Raw genomic sequence first — 18,039 nt, forward strand, 5'->3', positions numbered from 1 at the left:
AATTGCGCCTATTCGGCTGCCCTGGTGGGCTTTCCACTCAATTTCGCGATGACTTCCGCAATCTGGCGGCGCAGATCGTCGAAACTCCCGCTCGTATCGATAATAAAATCGGCGCGGGCGCGCTTTTCGGCATCCGGTGTCTGGCGCGCGAGGATGGCGTCGAGCTTTTCCTCCGTCATGCCCGGACGCGCCAGCACGCGGGCGCGCTGCACCTCGGCCGGTGCCGAAACCACCACGATCCTGTCCACGCGCTTTTCAGCGCCTGTCTCGAACAGGAGCGGAATATCAATGAGCGCGATGGCAACGCCCGACTGCCCTGCCTTGCGGCGGAAGGCTTCCTCTTCCTCGCGCACCAGCGGATGAACGATGGCTTCGAGCTTCTTCAGGGCCTCCGGCTTGCCGATAACCGCCGCCGAAAGTTTCTGCCGGTCCACCGTGCCATTTTCCACCGTCCCCGGAAAAGCGGCCTCGATCAGCGGCGCGGCGCGGCCCGAATAAAGCGCGTGAACGGCATCGTCGGCGCTATAAACCGGCACGCCGGCTTCGGCGAACATGGTTGCCGCCGTGGTTTTTCCCATCCCGATGGAGCCGGTTAGTCCGAGTACGATCATGGTATCTGTTCCAGAAGTCGCCATTTTCACTACGGCCTGGCGCTTTTCGATTCAGATACCAGAGCGCCAGCCTTCGCCATGTCCGCCAGAATATGCTCACGCAGGGCGTTCGTCACTTGCGGCCTTTTGCCGAACCAGCGTTCGAAGCCGGGAACGGCCTGATGCAATAACATACCGAGTCCGTCCACTGTCGCCAGCCCCGCTTCACCGGCCTTTTTCAAAAACGGCGTTTCCAGCGGCACATAGACAATATCCGTCGCGACCGCGCCCTTTGAGGCCCGGCCGAGATCGAGCGGAAACGCGTCCTCTCCCCCAAGATCGCTTATATGGCCACTCATGCCGAGCGAGGTCGTGTTGACGATCAGCGCCGCATCGGAAACGAGCTTCTGCGCCGCGTCCCAGCCATGGGCCGTAACACGCGGCCCGAAATGGGCGACGAGGTCTTCGGCGCGGCTCAGCGTGCGGTTGACGACGGCAACGCGACCAAAACCGCGCGAGAGAAGCGCGTGCACGATGGCGCGGCTTGCGCCACCCGCGCCCAGAACAAGGGCGCTGTCGCCATTGTCCCAGCCTGGAGCCGATACATCGAGATTGGCGACAAAACCGTAAGCATCCGTATTGCCGCCGTGAAGCCTGCCGTTTTCGAACCAGAGCGTATTGACCGCGCCGATGATTTTCGCGGCTTCGTCGAGGCTTTCCGCCGCGGTAAAAGCCGCTTCCTTGTGGGGAAGGGTGACATTGCCGCCCGCAAAGCCGTTTGCCGCCAGCGATGCGATGAAGGCGCCGAACGCCTCCGGCTTCACTTCCATTGCTTCGTACGAACCGTCGATGCCAAGCTCATCGAGCCAGAAGCCGTGGATCAGCGGCGAGCGCGAATGTTTGATGGGAAAGCCGGTGACGAAAGCTTTCGTCTTCGTGCTCCTGTCAGCCATCGATCAGTTTTTCCTTTCGCAGTTCGGCCAGAAGCGGCAGGAGCGGCAGGCCGACAATCGTAAAATAATCGCCATCGATCTTTTCGAAAAGCTGGATGCCCGGCCCCTCGACCTGATAGGCGCCGACGCTGGAAAGGGCCGCGTCGCCGACGCGGCCGAGATAACGCCCGACAAAGCCCGGATCGAGATCGCGCATGGTCATGCGGGCGATCGAAACGTGACGCCAGAGGGGCACGCCATCCCTGACCAGCACGACGGCGCTGTTCAACTGATGGGTCTTGCCGGAAAATTTCAGGAGCTGGCGGCGCGCCGCTTCCATGTCGGCGGGCTTGTGGAAAATCTCGTCGCCGAGCGACAGGGTCTGGTCGCAGCCGATCACCACCGCACCGGGATTCCTTTCGCTGACGTCGATTGCCTTGGCTTCGGCCAGCACCTGCGCGACATCTTCCGGCGTCGCGCCCGTTTCATAAAGCGGGGCTTCCACGGCGCGTTCGTCTATCTCCGCGCTGGCCGTGGAAAACCCGATGCCCGCGTTTTTCAGCAAAGCCGAACGGAAAGGGCTTTTCGAAGCGAGAACGAGCTTGTCCGTCATGACTGGAATCCTTGTTTATCTCTTTTCGCTATGTCCACGGAGCAACGCCATGATGGCGGCCGCAGTTTCCTCGATCGACCGGCGCGACACATCGATGATCGGCCAGCCGTGCCGATTGCATATATTGCGCGCATAGGCCAGCTCTTCCGAAATGGAAATGCGGTCCGTGTAAAGTCCCGTATCGAGCGAGGGCACATTGCCGAGCGGCCGGTTCTGGCGAATCTGCGAAATACGCTCGGCGGTCGCCACCAGCCCGACGATCAGCGGGCGCTGCGCCGTGAACAGGATTTCCGGCAGCGGAATCCCGAGCACGATGGGAACATTGGCGGCCTTCACACCGCGATTGGCCAGATAAATGCTCGTCGGCGTCTTGGAGGTCCGCGAAATGCCGACCAGAATGACGTCGGCTTCCTCTATGTCATAGGGCAATTGCCCGTCATCGTGCTCCATGGTGAAATTGAGCGCATCGATGCGCCGGAAATAATCGGCGTTGAGCACATGCTGCGCGCTGGCGCGGCGGTGGGCGGGAGCGCCGAGATAGGACTGGAAAGTATTGAGCACCGGCTCCAGCACGGAAACGCTCGGAACACCCATTTCGGCACAGCTTTCATCGACAATCGCCGCCAGTTTCTGGTCCACGATCGTATAAAGGACGATGCCCGGCTCGGCATCGATGCCCTCAAGCACCTTACGCAACTGCTTTTCGGTACGGATGAGCGGATAGATGTGCTCGATGGCCCGCGCATTGGCATATTGCGCCGCCGCGGCGCGCCCCGCCGCCAGGAGAGTCTCTCCCGTCGCATCAGAAATCAGATGAAGATGAAAGTAGGAAAGCACTCTGGTCACAGTTTTGTTGCCCTCCTGTTGACGGCTGTGCGTAAAGGCCGAACTTCTTCCACAAGCCATGGCAGGCCGTGGGAAAATTGGCAAGTCATCCACAGTGGGCGAAGATGTGCGAATACGTCCTCAACAGCTGTGGACAAGACTCATGAAAACGGACAAGCTCGCGATAATTCCCAGCTTTTCCACAAACATGCATGAAGTGCGGCAATTCGTAACCTCTTATATTAAAAGAGGGAATTGTGTTTTCATTGTTTTTGGTCAGATTATCGGTGAACGATCGCACAGGATGGTGTGGCTGCGTGGGAACTGTGGGGAAAGACAGGACAGAGCTTAATCCCCGATTCCAACAGACTCTAAGAATCAAAAGATTCCTGAATCATCCCTTCTTTATGAGAACCGTACTGGATAAGTTTCAGGCCAGAACCGGTTAAGGCAACAAACAGGGCGGAATGGAAAAGACATGAAGCGCAAAGTCTTGAAAGTGATCGACGGTGAAGCGGTCTTTCCACCGCCCGTCTGGATGATGCGCCAGGCCGGACGCTACCTTCCCGAATATCGGGAAGTACGCAAAAAGGCCGGGAGCTTTCTCGACCTCTGCTATTCGCCCGATCTGGCTGTCGAAGTGACGCTTCAGCCGATCCGCCGTTTTGGCTTTGACGCAGCCATCCTGTTTTCGGATATTCTTGTCGTCCCTCACGCCCTTGGACGCGACCTTCGCTTTGAAGAAGGGAGAGGGCCTTTGATGACGCCGATAGATGCGGACGAGATTTTCTGGCTTGAAACCGAAGGTGTCGCCAAAAGGCTGGAACCGGTCTACGAGACGGTCCGGCTGGTGCGCGAGCAACTGCCCGACGAAACCACGCTGCTCGGCTTCTGCGGCGCGCCCTGGACCGTCGCGACCTATATGATCGCCGGCCACGGCACGCCGGATCAGGCGCCCGCCCGTCTTTTCGCCTATCGCTTCCCGGAAGCGTTCGAAAAGCTTTTGAACGATCTGGCGGATGTTTCGGCGGAATATCTCATCGAACAGCTCGATGCCGGTGCCGATGCGGTCCAGATTTTCGATTCCTGGTCGGGCGTTCTCGACGAGGACTGCTTCGAACGTTTCTGCATCCAGCCCGTTGCCCGCATCGTGCAAAAGGTGAGGGCGGTCTATCCCGAAGCCCGTATCATCGGTTTCCCGAAAGGGGCGGGGATGCTTTATGCTGGCTATCGCGAAAAGACCGGGGTCGATGCGCTGGGCCTCGACTGGTCCGTGCCGCTGTCCTTTGCCGCCGCCCTTCAGGAAGATGGCGCCATTCAGGGCAATCTCGATCCGCTGCGCGTCGTCGCCGGCGGAAATGCCCTCGATGAAGGGGTGGACGCCATTCTCGAACGGCTTGGAAAGGGTCCGCTGATCTTCAATCTCGGCCATGGCATTACGCCGCAAGCTCCGATAGAGAATGTTCAGCGCATGATCGACAGGATTCGTGGAGGACAGTCATGAGCCAGACGGCGCCGGAAAATCGCGGATCGGCGGTTGCGATCCGAACCATCGTCGCTCTCCTTGCGGTCGCGCTCGGCGTGTGGGCATTGTTTCACGTGAATCCGGCCGATGCCTATCTCTGGGTCAAGTCGCTGCATGTGATTGCCGTAATCGCCTGGATGGCGGGAATGCTCTATCTGCCGCGTCTTTTCGTCTATCACTCGGCCGCGAAGCCCGGCTCCGAGACATCGGAAACCTTCAAGGTGATGGAAAAGCGCCTTTTGCGCTTCATCATCAACCCGGCCATGATCGTCACCTGGATCGCCGGGCTGTGGATGGCATGGGAAATCTACGGTTTTCAGGGCGGCTGGCTGCACGCGAAGCTTCTGCTCGTCGTGCTGATGTCCGGCCTGCATGGCTATCTGTCGAAATCGACGCGGCTTTTTGCCGAAGACCGCAATATGCGCTCGGCCAGGCACTGGCGCATCGTCAATGAAGTGCCGACCGTGCTGATGATCCTGATCGTCATACTGGTGATCGTGAAGCCGTTCTGATTCGCCGCCGGATTGGCTGGACAGGGTGGCCTACCGGCCCCTGAAAGCGGTTTCAACGGGATGAAGCCGCTTTCAACGCCCGAAAAAGAAGCATATCCGCCGGGTTTCCGCCATTTTTCTGTTGCAGAAATCAGGCGCCGACCCCAGATGAGACTTGCTCTACATGCTGCAAATCGCTATGTAGTAAGCCTCTTCCCTTCTTGACAGCAGGCCTTCGATGCCGGTCACGATCCAGGTGACCACCTTTCCGAACAACTGCATTTTCCCTTTATATTTAAAAAGAGTTCCTCATCCATGCAGGAAATGAAACTACAAGAACTGAAAAACAAGACCCCGGTGGAGCTGCTGGCTTTCGCCGAAACGCTTGAGGTCGAAAATGCGAGCGCCATGCGCAAGCAGGAACTTATGTTCGCGATTCTCAAGAAGCTGGCTGCGCAGGATGTCGAGATTATCGGCGAAGGCGTCGTTGAAGTGTTGCAGGACGGCTTCGGGTTCCTGCGTTCGGCCGATGCAAATTACCTGCCTGGCCCCGACGATATCTATATTTCTCCCTCGCAACTGCGCCGCTTTTCGCTCAAGACCGGCGACACGGTGGAAGGCCCGATCCGCGGCCCCAAGGAAGGCGAGCGTTATTTCGCGCTGCTCAAGGTCAATTCGATCAATTTCGAAGATCCCGAAAAGATCCGTCACAAGGTTCATTTCGACAATCTGACGCCGCTCTATCCGAATGAGCGCTTCAAGATGGAACTGGAAGTTCCGACCTCCAAGGATCTGTCGCCGCGCGTCATCGATCTGGTGGCGCCGCTCGGCAAGGGCCAGCGCGGCCTGATCGTCGCGCCGCCGCGTACCGGCAAGACGGTTCTGTTGCAGAACATTGCCCATTCGATCACCGCAAACCATCCCGAATGCTATCTGATCGTCCTTCTGATCGACGAACGTCCGGAAGAAGTGACCGACATGCAGCGTTCGGTTAAGGGTGAAGTGATTTCCTCCACCTTCGACGAGCCCGCAGCGCGTCACGTACAGGTCGCCGAAATGGTGATCGAGAAGGCCAAGCGCCTGGTTGAACATGGCCGCGATGTCGTCATCCTGCTCGACTCGATTACCCGTCTCGGCCGCGCCTACAACACCGTCGTGCCGTCATCCGGCAAGGTTCTGACCGGCGGTGTGGACGCCAATGCATTGCAGCGCCCGAAGCGTTTCTTCGGTGCTGCGCGCAATATCGAAGAGGGCGGTTCGCTCACCATCATCGCCACCGCGCTGATCGATACCGGCAGCCGCATGGACGAAGTGATCTTCGAGGAATTCAAGGGTACCGGCAACTCGGAAATCGTGCTCGACCGCAAGGTCGCCGACAAGCGCATCTTCCCGGCCATGGACATTCTCAAGTCCGGTACGCGCAAGGAAGACCTGCTCGTTCCACGCGCCGATTTGCAGAAGATTTTCGTCCTGCGCCGTATTCTAGCGCCGATGGGCACGACCGATGCGATCGAATTCCTCATCGACAAGCTCAAGCAGACCAAAAGCAATGGCGAATTCTTCGATTCGATGAATACCTAAATGCCTATCGGTTTATACCGATAAACGAGAACGCCGCGCCGGAAACGGTCGCGGCGTTTTCGTTTCACGATGTCATGCCGAGCAGCAATTGCAAGGCTTCGGCATTTTCGACAGGCGGCAGGCAGACATGGCCCTTGCAGAACCAGGCAGAGGGGCTTTCCGGCTCCGCCCTCCCGCCGGCTGGCAATTCCACCGCTTTTCCATGTTCGAACCGCACGAACTTGTCCACCCGCCGCGGATCGGGATTTCGATTCGCGATCGAAACGAGGTCGCCCGCCTCTTTGTCCGCCACAACAAGTGAAAGCGGTTCGGCTGCGAACCGCGCAGCGTTCAATATGCCGATCTGGCCATATTGCTGGACAAGCGCCCTGCCGAGTGCCTGTTCGATGAGTTCTTCATTGCTTCGATGAAGCTCGATATCGCCGGTTGCGAGAAACAGACGAGTCAGCGCTTCGACGATCTGGCTGGTTGCGCTCGGTATCGCTTCGTCATAATCCCCATAAGCGTGCAGGATGACATCGTCGGCGCCAAGTGCTGAAAGCCGATAATTACCGGTAGCGTCCCGGTTGTCATTATCGAGCGCCAGCTTGAACATCCATGCATCATCGATGAAGCTACGGTCTCCCGTTGCCTCGTAAAGCGCTATGGCGGCATTGATCATCGCGGCATAATCGGTGGAAAGGGCAGGGTAGAGCAGCGAATTTTCCATCCGGGAATGAGCCATGCGGCCATCGCGGAAACTCTTCATGATCGAGCGGTAGGCATTCTTTGCAAGATCGACCCAGTCCTTGCGGTCGAAGCTCCGGCCCGCTTCGGCAAGCGCGCGAATGGCGAGGCCGTTCCAGTCGGTCAGCGCCTTTTCATCCCGTCCGGGCCGGATTCGCATCTCGCGCCGTGACAGAAGTTTCTGCCTTGCAGCTGCGATCCGTGGGGGTGGAGCCGGGTCGTCATCGATTGCGTGAAGGCGATTGAGGATGTTCCTGCCTTCCCAGTTTCCGCCTGCCGTGACACCGTAATAGTCCTTGAACGCCGCGCTGTCCGGGCCCAGCTCCGTGTCGATCTCATCCTCGTTCCAGACATAGAAGCGACCTTCCTCGCCTTCGCTGTCGGCATCCAGGCTGGAGGCGAAGCTTCCGTCAGGAAGCTGCATTTCACGCACCAGCCAGTCGACCGTCTCTTCGATTCGGATACGGAACAATTCGTTTCCCGTTTCGGCAAAGGCGTAATTGGCGTGGCGGATGAATTGCGCATTGTCGTAGAGCATTTTTTCAAAATGCGGCACCAGCCAGTCGGCATCGGTCGAATAGCGGCATAAACCGCCGCCGAGGTGATCGTAGATCCCACCTTGCAACATGGCCTTCAGGGATAGCAGGAAACTGTCGCGGTGGGCCTCGTTGCGGCCATAAAGCCAGGACAGCCACAGGGTATCCATGAATGGCACATTCGGGAATTTCGGCGCGCCTTCGATACCGCCGCGCACCGGATCGACAAGGCTGCCGATGCGCGCGGCGATCTGGTCGAAGCGGTCCGGTTCGTTCTGGACTGCCCTATTCTGCGCTGCCAGCCTGCCTTCCAGATGGTTGAACACAGCCTCGGCATTATGGTTAATTTTTTCTTTATCCTTGTGCCAGAGATTGTTCACAGCCTGCAATATGTCGACAAAACCCGGCATGTTGTAGCGGCTATGGCGCGGAAAATAGGTGCCGCCCCAGAAAGGCTTTCCGTCGGGCCGCAGGAACATCGTCAGCGGCCAGCCGCCCTGCTGCCCCATCGCCGAAAGCGATGCCATATAGATCTGGTCGATATCGGGCCGCTCCTCGCGGTCTACCTTCACATTGACGAAGAGCCTGTTCATGATCTCCGCCACTTCCGCGTCTTCGAATGACTCATGCGCCATGACATGACACCAGTGGCAGGCCGCATAACCGACGGAGAGCAGGACAGGGCGATTGAGTTCCGCGGCGGCATCCAGCGCCTCCTTGCCCCAGGGTTGCCAATGGACGGGATTATCGGCGTGCTGGCGCAGATAGGCGCTCGATTCTCCGGCAAGGCGATTACGGTCCAGGGCACTCATGGGGTTTCATTTCCTCGCGGATAGAATTTGACGTTTGAATTCGGACTGACATAGATGCTGTTCCATAAGTCGAATTCGAAAGCTCGGCGCGATTCATGCTTCATCAGGCAATTCTTCGGGCATATTCGAGATATATAGGTCAGGAAACCGAATGAGCGAGATCGCTTTCCAGCAAGATACGATATTTGCCCTGTCGAGCGGGCGTCTCCCCTCGGGGGTTGCCGTGGTGCGCATTTCCGGCCCGAAAGTTCGATTCGCCCTCGAAACGATGATTGGTTTCGTTACAGAACCGCGCTATGCGGTCTATAGGATATTCCGCAGCCGAAATGGCGATGCGATCGATCGCGGCCTTGTGTTGTTTTTTTCCGGTCCCAACAGCTTTACGGGGGAGGATTGCGCTGAATTTCACCTTCATGGCGGCAAGGCGGTGGTGGAAAAGCTTTTGTCGGAACTCGGCGAACTATCGGGTTGCCGTATCGCCGAAGCGGGAGAGTTCACGCGGCGGGCCTTTTCGAACGGCAAGATGGATCTCACCATTGCGGAAGGTCTTGCCGATTTGATCGCTGCCGAGACGGAAGGCCAGAGGCGCCTTGCGCTACAGGTCGCATCGGGAAGCCAGCGCGCGCTTTATACGGAATGGCGTCAGCAGCTTCTTCGCGCTCGCGCCTTCATCGAGGCGGAACTGGACTTTGCCGATGAGAGTGACGTTCCGGGTTCCGTATCGGAACAGGTCTGGCAGTCGCTTCGAACCCTCAAGCGTCAAATAGAAAGCCATATTGCGAGCGGAAAACGCGCCTCGATGTTGCGTGACGGTTTGCATGTGGTCATTGTCGGCGCGCCAAACGCCGGAAAGTCGAGCTTGCTTAATTTCCTCGCCGGTCGCGAAGTGGCTATTATTTCCGAGGAAGCCGGAACCACACGCGATCTTCTTGAGGTGAAGCTCGACCTTGGCGGTATCCCGGTTTATGTCACGGATACGGCAGGTCTGCGCGAGACGACCAGCAGTGTGGAGAAAATCGGCATAGAGCGGGCACGTGCCCGCATGGCCGATGCCGATCTGGTCCTGTTGCTGCAAGATATGAATGATCCGGTGGATATAGCACTGGATAAACAGCCATCGAACCTTTGGCGGATCGGTACGAAAACCGATCTCGATCCTGCATCGGTCGGGGAGTGGGACTATCGGATCTCGACCAGGACCGGACAGGGACTGGATGAACTGTTGCATGCACTTCAGGCTTTTGCTGAAGCGGAGATCGGTCAGATCGAAGATGCTGTTCCAACCCGCCAGCGCCATATCGGTCTTTTGCGCTCTACCATTATGGAGTTGGACAAGGCATTGGCGGGGGAACATCTGCCGCTTGAATTGCGCGCCGAGAATATGCGGCTTGCATCGCAGTATCTTGGGAGGATCACCGGCGATGTGGATGTGGAGGAAATTCTCGACGTTATTTTCTCCCAATTCTGCATTGGGAAGTGATTCACGTGAAACATTGAAGCGGTCACGCTGAGTGGATGTTTCACGTGAAACATCTGTGGAATCTCGCAGGCGCAATTGACTCGCATCCGGTTTCGTGAGTCGACTGTGTGCAGTTTTAATCGTACCAGCCACTCAAATTGGCCTTTTGTTTTAGCGCCATTCGTGTCAAAGAAACTCCTTTCAGAAACGGATTCGAGTTGCGTCAGGATGAACCAAATGAGTTCGACCGAAGCCACAGTCTTTGATGTCATTGTGATCGGCGGCGGCCACGCCGGATGCGAGGCGGCTTCCGCTTCGGCTCGCGCAGGTGCGAGAACCGCGCTTGTAACACACCGGTTCGATACGATTGGTGTCATGTCCTGCAATCCGGCGATTGGCGGTCTCGGCAAGGGCCATCTTGTTCGGGAGATCGATGCGCTCGACGGGCTTATGGGTCGGGTTGCCGATGAGGCTGGAATTCAGTTTCGCCTCTTGAACCGACGCAAAGGCCCGGCGGTGCGCGGCCCGCGTACCCAGGCTGACCGCAAGCTTTATCGGCTCGCCATGCAGAAAATGATCGCGGCGCAGGATAATCTGTCCGTGGTCGAAGGCGGCGCTTTCGATATTATTGAAGAGAGCGGTCGCATTACCGGTGTCGTTCTCTCCGATGGGCGCGCCTTGAAATGCGGTGCTGTGGTACTGACCACCGGGACTTTCCTCAACGGCCTTATCCATATTGGCGAAAAGAAGATTCCGGCTGGTCGTATGGGTGAAAAACCGGCGCTTGGGCTTTCCGAGCGTTTGACATCGTTCGGTTTCGCGCTTGGACGGTTGAAAACCGGTACACCCCCGCGGCTGGACGGGCGCACAATCGACTGGCAAAGCCTCGACATGCAGTCCGCCGACGCGGAGCCCGTGCCGTTTTCGCTGATGACGGATCGGATCACGACGCCGCAAATCGACTGCGGAATTACCCGCACGACGCCGGAGACGCACGACATTATCCGTGCCAATCTGCATCGTTCCGCGATGTATTCCGGGTCGATCGAGGGGATAGGCCCGCGTTATTGCCCATCTGTCGAAGATAAAATCGTCAAGTTTGGTGACCGTGATGGACATCAGATATTTCTGGAGCCGGAGGGGCTGGACGACGACACCGTTTATCCGAACGGTATTTCGACATCGCTGCCGGAAGACGTACAGCTCGATATATTGAAAACCATTCCGGGTCTGGAAAAGGCGGTGATGCTGCAGCCTGGTTATGCGATAGAATATGATTTCATCGATCCGCGCGAATTGAAGCGCAGTCTGGAAACACGCAAGGTTTCCGGGCTGTTTCTTGCCGGCCAGATCAATGGCACTACCGGGTATGAAGAAGCGGCCGCGCAGGGACTGATTGCCGGGATCAATGCCGCCCGTCGCGCGGGCGGTGACGAGCCGGTCGTTATCCAGCGCACGGAAGCCTATATTGGCGTCATGGTGGACGACCTGACGTCTCGCGGGGTCAGCGAGCCATATCGCATGTTTACATCCCGCGCGGAGTTCCGCCTGTCGTTGCGCGCCGATAATGCCGATCAGCGTCTTACGCCGCTGGCGGACAGGCTTGGCATATTGGGGCGCGGGCGCAAGGAACGCTTCGAGGAGCGAGAGGCCGCACTTGATCATGCGCGAGCACTTGCGCAATCTCTGTCGATTACACCAAATCTGGCCAAAAACCACGATCTTCGCCTCAATCAGGATGGCGTCCGCCGATCGGCTTACGATCTGTTGTCTTATCCCGAGATCGATCTCAACCGTCTCAAGGCGATCTGGCCGGAACTGGATAGTATCGAGCCGGTGACGCGAGAAGCGCTGGAGATCGAAGCGCAATATGCGGTCTATATGGAGCGGCAGAAGAGCGATATCGCGGTGATGGAGCGAGAAGAGCAACTGCTCATCCCGGGGGGATTGGACATCGATGGCATTTCCGGTCTTTCCAACGAGTTGAAGCACAAGCTGAAGCAGCGCAAGCCGGAAACCATAGCCGAGGCGCAGCGGGTGGACGGTATGACACCGGCCGCGCTGGCGCTTTTGATCGCCCAGATCAGGAAAATTGGCTATCGCCACCGGACGGCATCGGAACTCACGGAAGGGAAGGGTGCTGCGTGAGTCCCGAAAAACGCTTTGACAGTCTGAAAGCGATCGTCCCGTCTGTTTCACGTGAAACAGCCGAACGCCTGATCGCATTCGAGGAACTGTTCCGCAAATGGTCGAAGGCGATCAATCTCGCTTCACCGTCGACACTGAATGAAGTCTGGACGCGTCACATTTTGGACAGCGCCCAGATATTCCCGCTTGCAAGCGAGGCCACGAAGTGGCTGGATATTGGCTCCGGTGGCGGCTTTCCGGGTATCGTGACGGCCTGTTTTCTGGCCGAGCAACCGGGCGGCTCCATCGATCTGATTGAAAGCGCGGGCAAGAAAGCGGCTTTCCTGCGCACCGCAGCCGGGCATTTGCGGGTTCCGGCGCGGGTCCATTCCGCGCGCATCGAGACCATGTGGAAGAAAATCGAGACGCCGCATGTGGTTACGGCGCGTGCGCTGGCGTCGCTCGGCGATCTTTTCGATCTTGCCGAACCCTGGCTCACCCAGGGTGCGAGGGCCTTGTTTCAAAAAGGTCGGGATTATCAGCGCGAAATCGATGAAAGCCGTGTCGGTTGGGATTTCGATCTGGTACAACATCAAAGTGCTATCGATCAGGCCTCGGTCATACTTGAAATCAGCAATCTGCGGCGCAAAGCCGATTGAATGCCGGATTTTGGCGGGCAGACAGCAGCAAGGCGGCGGTGATGAACAAAATGTCCAGGATCATAACCATTGCAAACCAGAAGGGTGGTGTCGGCAAGACGACCACGGCCATCAATCTGGCAACTGCATTGGCCGCTATCGGCGAAACCGTGTTGATTGTCGATCTCGATCCACAGGGCAATGCCAGCACGGGTCTCGGCATCGACCGACGTAACCGGCCCTTGTCGTCTTACGACGTGCTGACGCAGGCGGCATCCGTGCCGCAGGCAGCCATGCAGACCGATGTCCCCAATCTTCATATCGTGCCCTCGACCCTCGACCTTCTGGGGATCGAGATGGAAATCGCCCAATCGGCAGATCGTACGCGCCGTCTGCGCGATGCCTTACGCTTCGATTCCAGCGTTGCCGACCAGTTTTCCTATATATTGGTAGACTGCCCGCCATCTTTGAACCTGTTGACGCTCAATGCGATGGCTGCTGCCGACTCCGTTCTGGTGCCGCTGCAATGCGAGTTTTTCGCCCTTGAGGGGCTGAGCCAGCTTTTGCAGACGGTGGACCAGGTGCGTTCCACCATCAATGCGGAACTGAGCATTCAGGGCATCGTGCTGACCATGTTCGATAGCCGTAATAATCTGGCATCCCAGGTTGTGGACGATGTGCGCGCTTTTATGGGCGAAAAGGTCTATCGTACCGTTATTCCGCGCAATGTGCGGGTCTCGGAAGCGCCTTCTCATGGAAAGCCGGCCATCCTCTACGACCTGAAATGCGCCGGGAGTCAGGCCTATCTGCAACTCGCATCGGAAGTGATCCAGCGCGAGCGGCACCTGAAGGCGGCGTGAGCCGGCAGAATAATCGATTCGATGACGTAACAATTCGGGAACAAGCGGAACGATGAACGACGATCCCTCAAAAAAGCGCCTTGGCCGTGGATTGGCCGCCCTGATCGGTGAAATCGATCGTCCTGCCGAAGAGCGCAAGGCTCCTGTTCCCATCGAACGGAATATTCCGATCGAGTTCGTCACGCGCAATCCGCGCAACCCGCGCCGCATGTTTCAGGAAGCGGAACTGGAAGATCTGGCGCAGTCGATCAAGGAACATGGCGTCGTGCAGCCGATCGTCGTCCGCCCGGCGCCGGGACAGCCCGATCATTTCGAGCTTATCGCGGGTGAGCGCCGCTGGCGCGCATCGCAGCGTGCCGGTGTCGATACGATCCCCGTCATCGTGCGCGATGTCGACGATCGCGTTGCGCTAGAGATTGCGATCATTGAAAATGTGCAGCGCGCGGACCTGAATGCGGTCGAAGAAGCGCTTGGATATCAACAGCTTATCGATAATCACGAATATACGCAGAACGATCTGGCGCAGGTCATCGGCAAAAGCCGCAGCCATGTCGCCAACACGCTGCGACTGCTCAAGCTGCCGCAACCGGTACAGGATTTCATTGTCGATGGGGCGCTGTCGGCCGGCCATGCGCGCAGCCTGATCACCATGGAAAATCCGACCGGGCTTGCCGAGCGTATCGTCAAGGAAGGACTGTCCGTGCGCCAGGTCGAGGCGCTGGCACAGGCCGAAGCCCGTGGCGGCGAGGTGAAGCCCGGCAAGGCCGCTCCCATGGAAAAGGACGCGGACACGAAAGCATTGGAAAAGCTGCTTTCCGATGTCACGGGCATGAGGGTTGAGATCAATCATCGTGAGCGCGGCGGCGAAGTAAAGATACGATACAGTTCTCTTGAGCAACTCGATGAGATTTGCCGACGCCTGCAAAGCTGATCGTCCTGAGATATACTTACACAAAAGGCCCGTTGCATGTCCCGTTGGTGTCATTGCGGCGGGCCTGTTCTTTTCAGGTTAAAAATGACTGTCGGTAAGTTATTATCGCCGTGCGTTGCGAAGTGATTCAACGCTGATCGCCAGCAGGCATTGGCGGATGATCGGGATTGCCAGCGATGCATTCTGGCGACTTTCCAGAACGGCGCGTTGCAGGCGTTCCATCACGCGGGCAAGGCTGTCGCCCGTCCAGTGGCTGACGGCATTTTCGATCAGTTTCTTTCGGTTGAAGAAGATGGGCGGGCGGGCAGCGGCCACGACGACCGATGCGCTTTTGCGCTCGCTATCGGCGATGTGGCGCAGATTCTGTACCTGCTGAAACTGGCGCATGGCCGTATTGAGCAGCAGGAAAGGCGCCGTGCCGGATTTCACCACGCGGTCGAACGCGACCTCGAAACGCGGCAGATCGCCCGAAAGCACGGCATCTATGACCTCGTCGGTGGAAAGACCGGCAACATCGCCCACGGCTTCACGCACGTCATCGATATCGATCCGTTCCTTGCCGCGGGCATAGAGGCAGAGCTTTTCCAGCTCGCCGCGCGTGGCAAGCCTGTCGCCGCCGAGGCTTGAGCGCAGAAGCTGGCGTCCGTCGAGCGTGATCTGCATCTTCCACTCGGCCAGAATGTCGTCGATCACCCCGTCCATGCCGCGCGCATCGTCGGCATAGCAGGGCAAGGCCATGCCCGCCGGGGCGTTTTCGATGGCGCTGCGCAGGCCCGCGCCCTTTTTCAGGTCGCCCGCTTCGACAAGGATGAGGGTTTCCTGCGGCGGTTCGGTTGCCAGAAGCTTGATCGCTTCGGCAAGTTTCTTCTGTCCTGCGGCGTTCTTGATCCAGATCAGGCGCTGCCCGCCGAACATGGAAATGGTACGGGCCTCATCGGCGAGCTTTGCCGGATCGGCCTCGATCTCGTCCGCTTCCATGCGGATGACGGCGAAGGGATCGTCAAGCGGCAACTTGCTTGCCTTGGCGTAACGGCGCGCGCGTTCGCTCACCAGCCCCTTGTCGGGGCCGTAAAGAAGCACGACCGGAAACGAGCTCGTCGGTCGTGCCAGGAAACCATCGACTTCATGTGCTTTCTTTTGCGCCATCGGCATTCATTAGCGCAATTCGCTTTGAAGCGAAACAGCCGCCGCTCAAACCGAACGACGGCTGTGAAACAAAGCTGTTTGCAATAGCTATTCGATCAGCAGCGCATCGTCGTCGAGCGTCTGGCCGCGCACTTTGCGGAACATGTCGATCAGGTCCTCGACGCCGAGCGTTTTGCGTTTGTCGCCGGTCACGTCGAGCAGGATTTTGCCGCCGTGGAGCATGATCGTCCGGTCGCCGTAGTCGAGCGCCTGACGCATGGAATGCGTCACCATGAGCGCGGTGAGCTTGTTTTCGGCAATCAGCGTGCGGGTCAGTTCCATGACGAATTCGGCCATGCCGGGGTCGAGCGCCGCGGTATGTTCGTCCAGAAGCAGCACTTCGGAACCGGCAAGCGTCGCCATGATGAGCGAAAGCGCCTGGCGCTGGCCGCCAGAAAGCAGTTCCATGCGGTCATGCATCCGGTTTTCCAGCCCCAGATTGAGGCTCGCCACGCGCTCGCGGAACCACGCCCGTCGGTTGGAATTGAGCGCATGGGTGAGACCGCGACGCTTGCCGCGCGAGGCCGCCAGCGCAAGATTTTCCTCGATCGTCAGCGTGCCGCAGCTTCCGGCAAGCGGATCCTGAAAGACGCGCGCGACAAGACCGGCGCGGTCGGCGGTCGATTTGCGGGTCACATCCCTGCCGCTGATAACGACCCTGCCGCCGGTCGGGATGACGTCGCCCGCCAGAACGCCGAGCATGGTCGACTTGCCGGCGCCGTTGGAGCCGATGACGGTCACGAAGGAGCCCTTGTCCATCGTCAGGTTGATCTTGTTGAGAACCTGCTTTTCCAGCGGCGAGCCGCGACCGAAGACGACATCGAGATTGGAAAGTTCGATCATGCGGATGCTCCTCCACGACGCAGGCGCGGCAATATCAGGGCGAAGGTGACGAGAAGGGCGGTCGCGATGTTGAGGTCGGACGCCTGCAGGCCGAGAATATCGCCGTTGGAAAGCGCCAGCTGGATGGCGATGCGATAGACGATCGAGCCGAGCACGCAACCGATCAGGATCACCAGAATGAAGCGGCTGCGCAGCAGGGTTTCGCCGATGATGACGGCGGCGAGGCCGACCACGATGGTGCCGACGCCGGAGGTCACGTCGGCAAAGCCGTTGGTCTGGGCGAAAAGCGAGCCACCAAGCGCCACGAGCGCGTTGGAAAGCGCCATGCCCAGATAGATCTGGCGGTCGGTGCGCACCCCTTGCGCGCGCGCCATTCGCGGATTGGCGCCGGTCGCGCGCATGGCAAGGCCCATGTCGCTTTCCAGAAAGCGCCAGACGATGAAGACGGCGACGATCACGAGAACGAACAGGAACAGCGGGCGCACATAATATTCGGGGATGCCATGGCCGAAGAAGGGCGTCAGCATGGTGTCCTGATTGATGAGCGCGATGTTCGGCTTGCCCATGACGCGCAGGTTCACGGAGAAGAGCGCGATCATCGTGAGGATGGATGCGAGCAGATTGAGAATTTTGAAGCGCACATTCAGCGTCGCGGTCACGAGACCGGCGGCGGCACCGGCCACCATGGCGACCACGGCGGCCAGCCAGGCATTCACGCCGGCGAGGATCAGCACGCCTGTCACGGCGGCGCCGAGCGGAAACGAACCGTCGACCGTCAGATCGGGGAAATCGAGGATGCGGAACGCCAGATAGACGCCGATGGCTACAAATGCAAAGACGAGGCCCAATTCGACCGCACCCCAGAAGGCGATCTGACTCACAATGTCGTTCCTTGTTTCTCGCCGTGACCGAAATGAGAGATCGCCGCTTCGGTGCGGGAGCAATCGACCTGCATCGCGAAGACCGGAAACACCGGACCTGCCGCCATGCCTGCTTCAGTCACGACCGGTTTTTGAGTTGAGTTCGTCCGGCGCGCCGGACCATTCCCCGGTTGTTCATGCGAAACCGCATTTTTGCGGCTTTATAGCCCAGGCGGGATACAACTCACAAGTTCCAGTGTGCAAGCAATATTGCCGTGCAGGCCCTGAAGTGCGGCATTTTGTGGGGCAATTGCAATATTTCGCCCTTCGGGCAGCGATGACGGGCCGACAAAACCAGGCACCAATAAGAAAGGCGGGATTTCTCCCGCCTTTCCCTGTCCGCGTCTGACTGGAGGTCAAAACCTGGACAACCTGCCCGATCTGACTTCTGAACGACCCGAAATCGACCGGGCATCATGCGGGCATGTCCTTCATACCCGCATAA

17 protein-coding genes are annotated in these 18,039 nt (G+C 58.5%); 8 read left to right on the forward strand and 9 right to left on the reverse strand.

Going from position 1 to position 18,039, the window contains the following annotated elements; all coding sequences use genetic code 11:
* Positions 1-8 precede the first annotated feature (8 nt).
* From coaE to FHS76_RS01560, 4 genes are read right to left on the reverse strand one after another with little or no spacing between them, the layout of a single operon-like run.
* Complete coding sequence (gene coaE / locus FHS76_RS01545; RefSeq protein WP_183647036.1) at positions 9-611, reverse strand: dephospho-CoA kinase; 603 nt, start codon at positions 609-611, stop codon at positions 9-11.
* Between the two features lie 29 nt (positions 612-640).
* A complete protein-coding gene (locus tag FHS76_RS01550) occupies positions 641-1,543 on the reverse strand; it encodes a shikimate dehydrogenase (protein WP_183647039.1) in 903 nt (300 codons plus the stop codon).
* Complete coding sequence (locus FHS76_RS01555; RefSeq protein WP_183647042.1) at positions 1,536-2,135, reverse strand: Maf-like protein; 600 nt, start codon at positions 2,133-2,135, stop codon at positions 1,536-1,538. Before FHS76_RS01555 ends, FHS76_RS01550 begins: the two co-directional genes overlap by 8 nt.
* Before the next feature lie 15 nt (positions 2,136-2,150).
* Positions 2,151-2,981 (reverse strand): pyruvate, water dikinase regulatory protein, encoded by an 831-nt coding sequence (locus FHS76_RS01560; protein WP_183647045.1) that lies wholly within the window; start codon positions 2,979-2,981, stop codon positions 2,151-2,153.
* Positions 2,982-3,438: 457 nt separating this feature from the next.
* Between FHS76_RS01560 and hemE the strand changes: the two genes are divergently transcribed.
* The 3 genes from hemE (at position 3,439) to rho (ending at position 6,557) form a co-directional block, all read left to right on the forward strand.
* Positions 3,439-4,464: a uroporphyrinogen decarboxylase gene (hemE, locus tag FHS76_RS01565; protein ID WP_183647048.1), complete on the forward strand. Its 1,026-nt coding sequence runs from the start codon at positions 3,439-3,441 to the stop codon at positions 4,462-4,464.
* Positions 4,461-4,997 carry a protoporphyrinogen oxidase HemJ gene (hemJ, locus tag FHS76_RS01570; RefSeq protein ID WP_183647051.1) on the forward strand — a complete coding sequence of 179 codons (537 nt, stop codon included), beginning with the start codon at positions 4,461-4,463 and terminating at the stop codon, positions 4,995-4,997. Before hemE ends, hemJ begins: the two co-directional genes overlap by 4 nt.
* Positions 4,998-5,291: 294 nt before the next feature.
* Positions 5,292-6,557: a transcription termination factor Rho gene (gene rho, locus FHS76_RS01575; RefSeq protein WP_006468044.1), complete on the forward strand. Its 1,266-nt coding sequence runs from the start codon at positions 5,292-5,294 to the stop codon at positions 6,555-6,557.
* 64 nt (positions 6,558-6,621) lie between these two features.
* Here rho and FHS76_RS01580 read toward each other — a convergent pair whose 3' ends face one another.
* Positions 6,622-8,631: a thioredoxin domain-containing protein gene (locus tag FHS76_RS01580; protein WP_183647055.1), complete on the reverse strand. Its 2,010-nt coding sequence runs from the start codon at positions 8,629-8,631 to the stop codon at positions 6,622-6,624.
* A 151-nt stretch (positions 8,632-8,782) separates the two neighbouring features.
* Here FHS76_RS01580 and mnmE point away from each other — a divergent pair, with 151 nt between their 5' ends.
* The 5 genes from mnmE (at position 8,783) to FHS76_RS01605 (ending at position 14,646) form a co-directional block, all read left to right on the forward strand.
* Positions 8,783-10,111, forward strand: a complete 1,329-nt coding sequence (mnmE, locus tag FHS76_RS01585) for a tRNA uridine-5-carboxymethylaminomethyl(34) synthesis GTPase MnmE (protein WP_183647058.1) — start codon at positions 8,783-8,785, stop codon at positions 10,109-10,111.
* 216 nt (positions 10,112-10,327) lie between these two features.
* A complete protein-coding gene (gene mnmG, locus FHS76_RS01590) occupies positions 10,328-12,238 on the forward strand; it encodes a tRNA uridine-5-carboxymethylaminomethyl(34) synthesis enzyme MnmG (RefSeq protein WP_183647061.1) in 1,911 nt (636 codons plus the stop codon).
* Entirely contained in the window at positions 12,235-12,876 is a 642-nt protein-coding gene (gene rsmG, locus FHS76_RS01595) for a 16S rRNA (guanine(527)-N(7))-methyltransferase RsmG (protein WP_183647064.1), read from the forward strand. The genes mnmG and rsmG overlap by 4 nt, the downstream gene beginning before the upstream one ends.
* A gap of 41 nt (positions 12,877-12,917) precedes the next feature.
* Entirely contained in the window at positions 12,918-13,715 is a 798-nt protein-coding gene (locus FHS76_RS01600; RefSeq protein WP_183647067.1) for a ParA family protein, read from the forward strand.
* A 52-nt stretch (positions 13,716-13,767) separates the two neighbouring features.
* Positions 13,768-14,646 (forward strand): ParB/RepB/Spo0J family partition protein, encoded by an 879-nt coding sequence (locus FHS76_RS01605; protein WP_183647070.1) that lies wholly within the window; start codon positions 13,768-13,770, stop codon positions 14,644-14,646.
* A 102-nt stretch (positions 14,647-14,748) separates the two neighbouring features.
* Here FHS76_RS01605 and holA read toward each other — a convergent pair whose 3' ends face one another.
* The 4 genes from holA to FHS76_RS22710 all read right to left on the reverse strand — a co-directional run bounded on the left by holA (position 14,749) and on the right by FHS76_RS22710 (position 17,677).
* Positions 14,749-15,792, reverse strand: a complete 1,044-nt coding sequence (holA, locus tag FHS76_RS01610; RefSeq protein WP_183647073.1) for a DNA polymerase III subunit delta — start codon at positions 15,790-15,792, stop codon at positions 14,749-14,751.
* A gap of 87 nt (positions 15,793-15,879) precedes the next feature.
* Entirely contained in the window at positions 15,880-16,674 is a 795-nt protein-coding gene (locus tag FHS76_RS01615) for an ABC transporter ATP-binding protein (RefSeq protein WP_183647076.1), read from the reverse strand.
* The gene (locus tag FHS76_RS01620) at positions 16,671-17,555 is read right to left on the reverse strand and encodes an ABC transporter permease (protein WP_183647079.1); all 885 of its coding nucleotides are present in this window, start codon (positions 17,553-17,555) and stop codon (positions 16,671-16,673) included. Before FHS76_RS01620 ends, FHS76_RS01615 begins: the two co-directional genes overlap by 4 nt.
* Positions 17,552-17,677 (reverse strand): hypothetical protein, encoded by a 126-nt coding sequence (locus tag FHS76_RS22710; protein ID WP_268902616.1) that lies wholly within the window; start codon positions 17,675-17,677, stop codon positions 17,552-17,554. Before FHS76_RS22710 ends, FHS76_RS01620 begins: the two co-directional genes overlap by 4 nt.
* Between the last annotated feature and the right edge of the window lie 362 nt (positions 17,678-18,039).

The organism is Brucella daejeonensis (genome assembly GCF_014199265.1).
Taxonomy (GTDB): Bacteria; Pseudomonadota; Alphaproteobacteria; order Rhizobiales; family Rhizobiaceae; genus Brucella; species Brucella daejeonensis.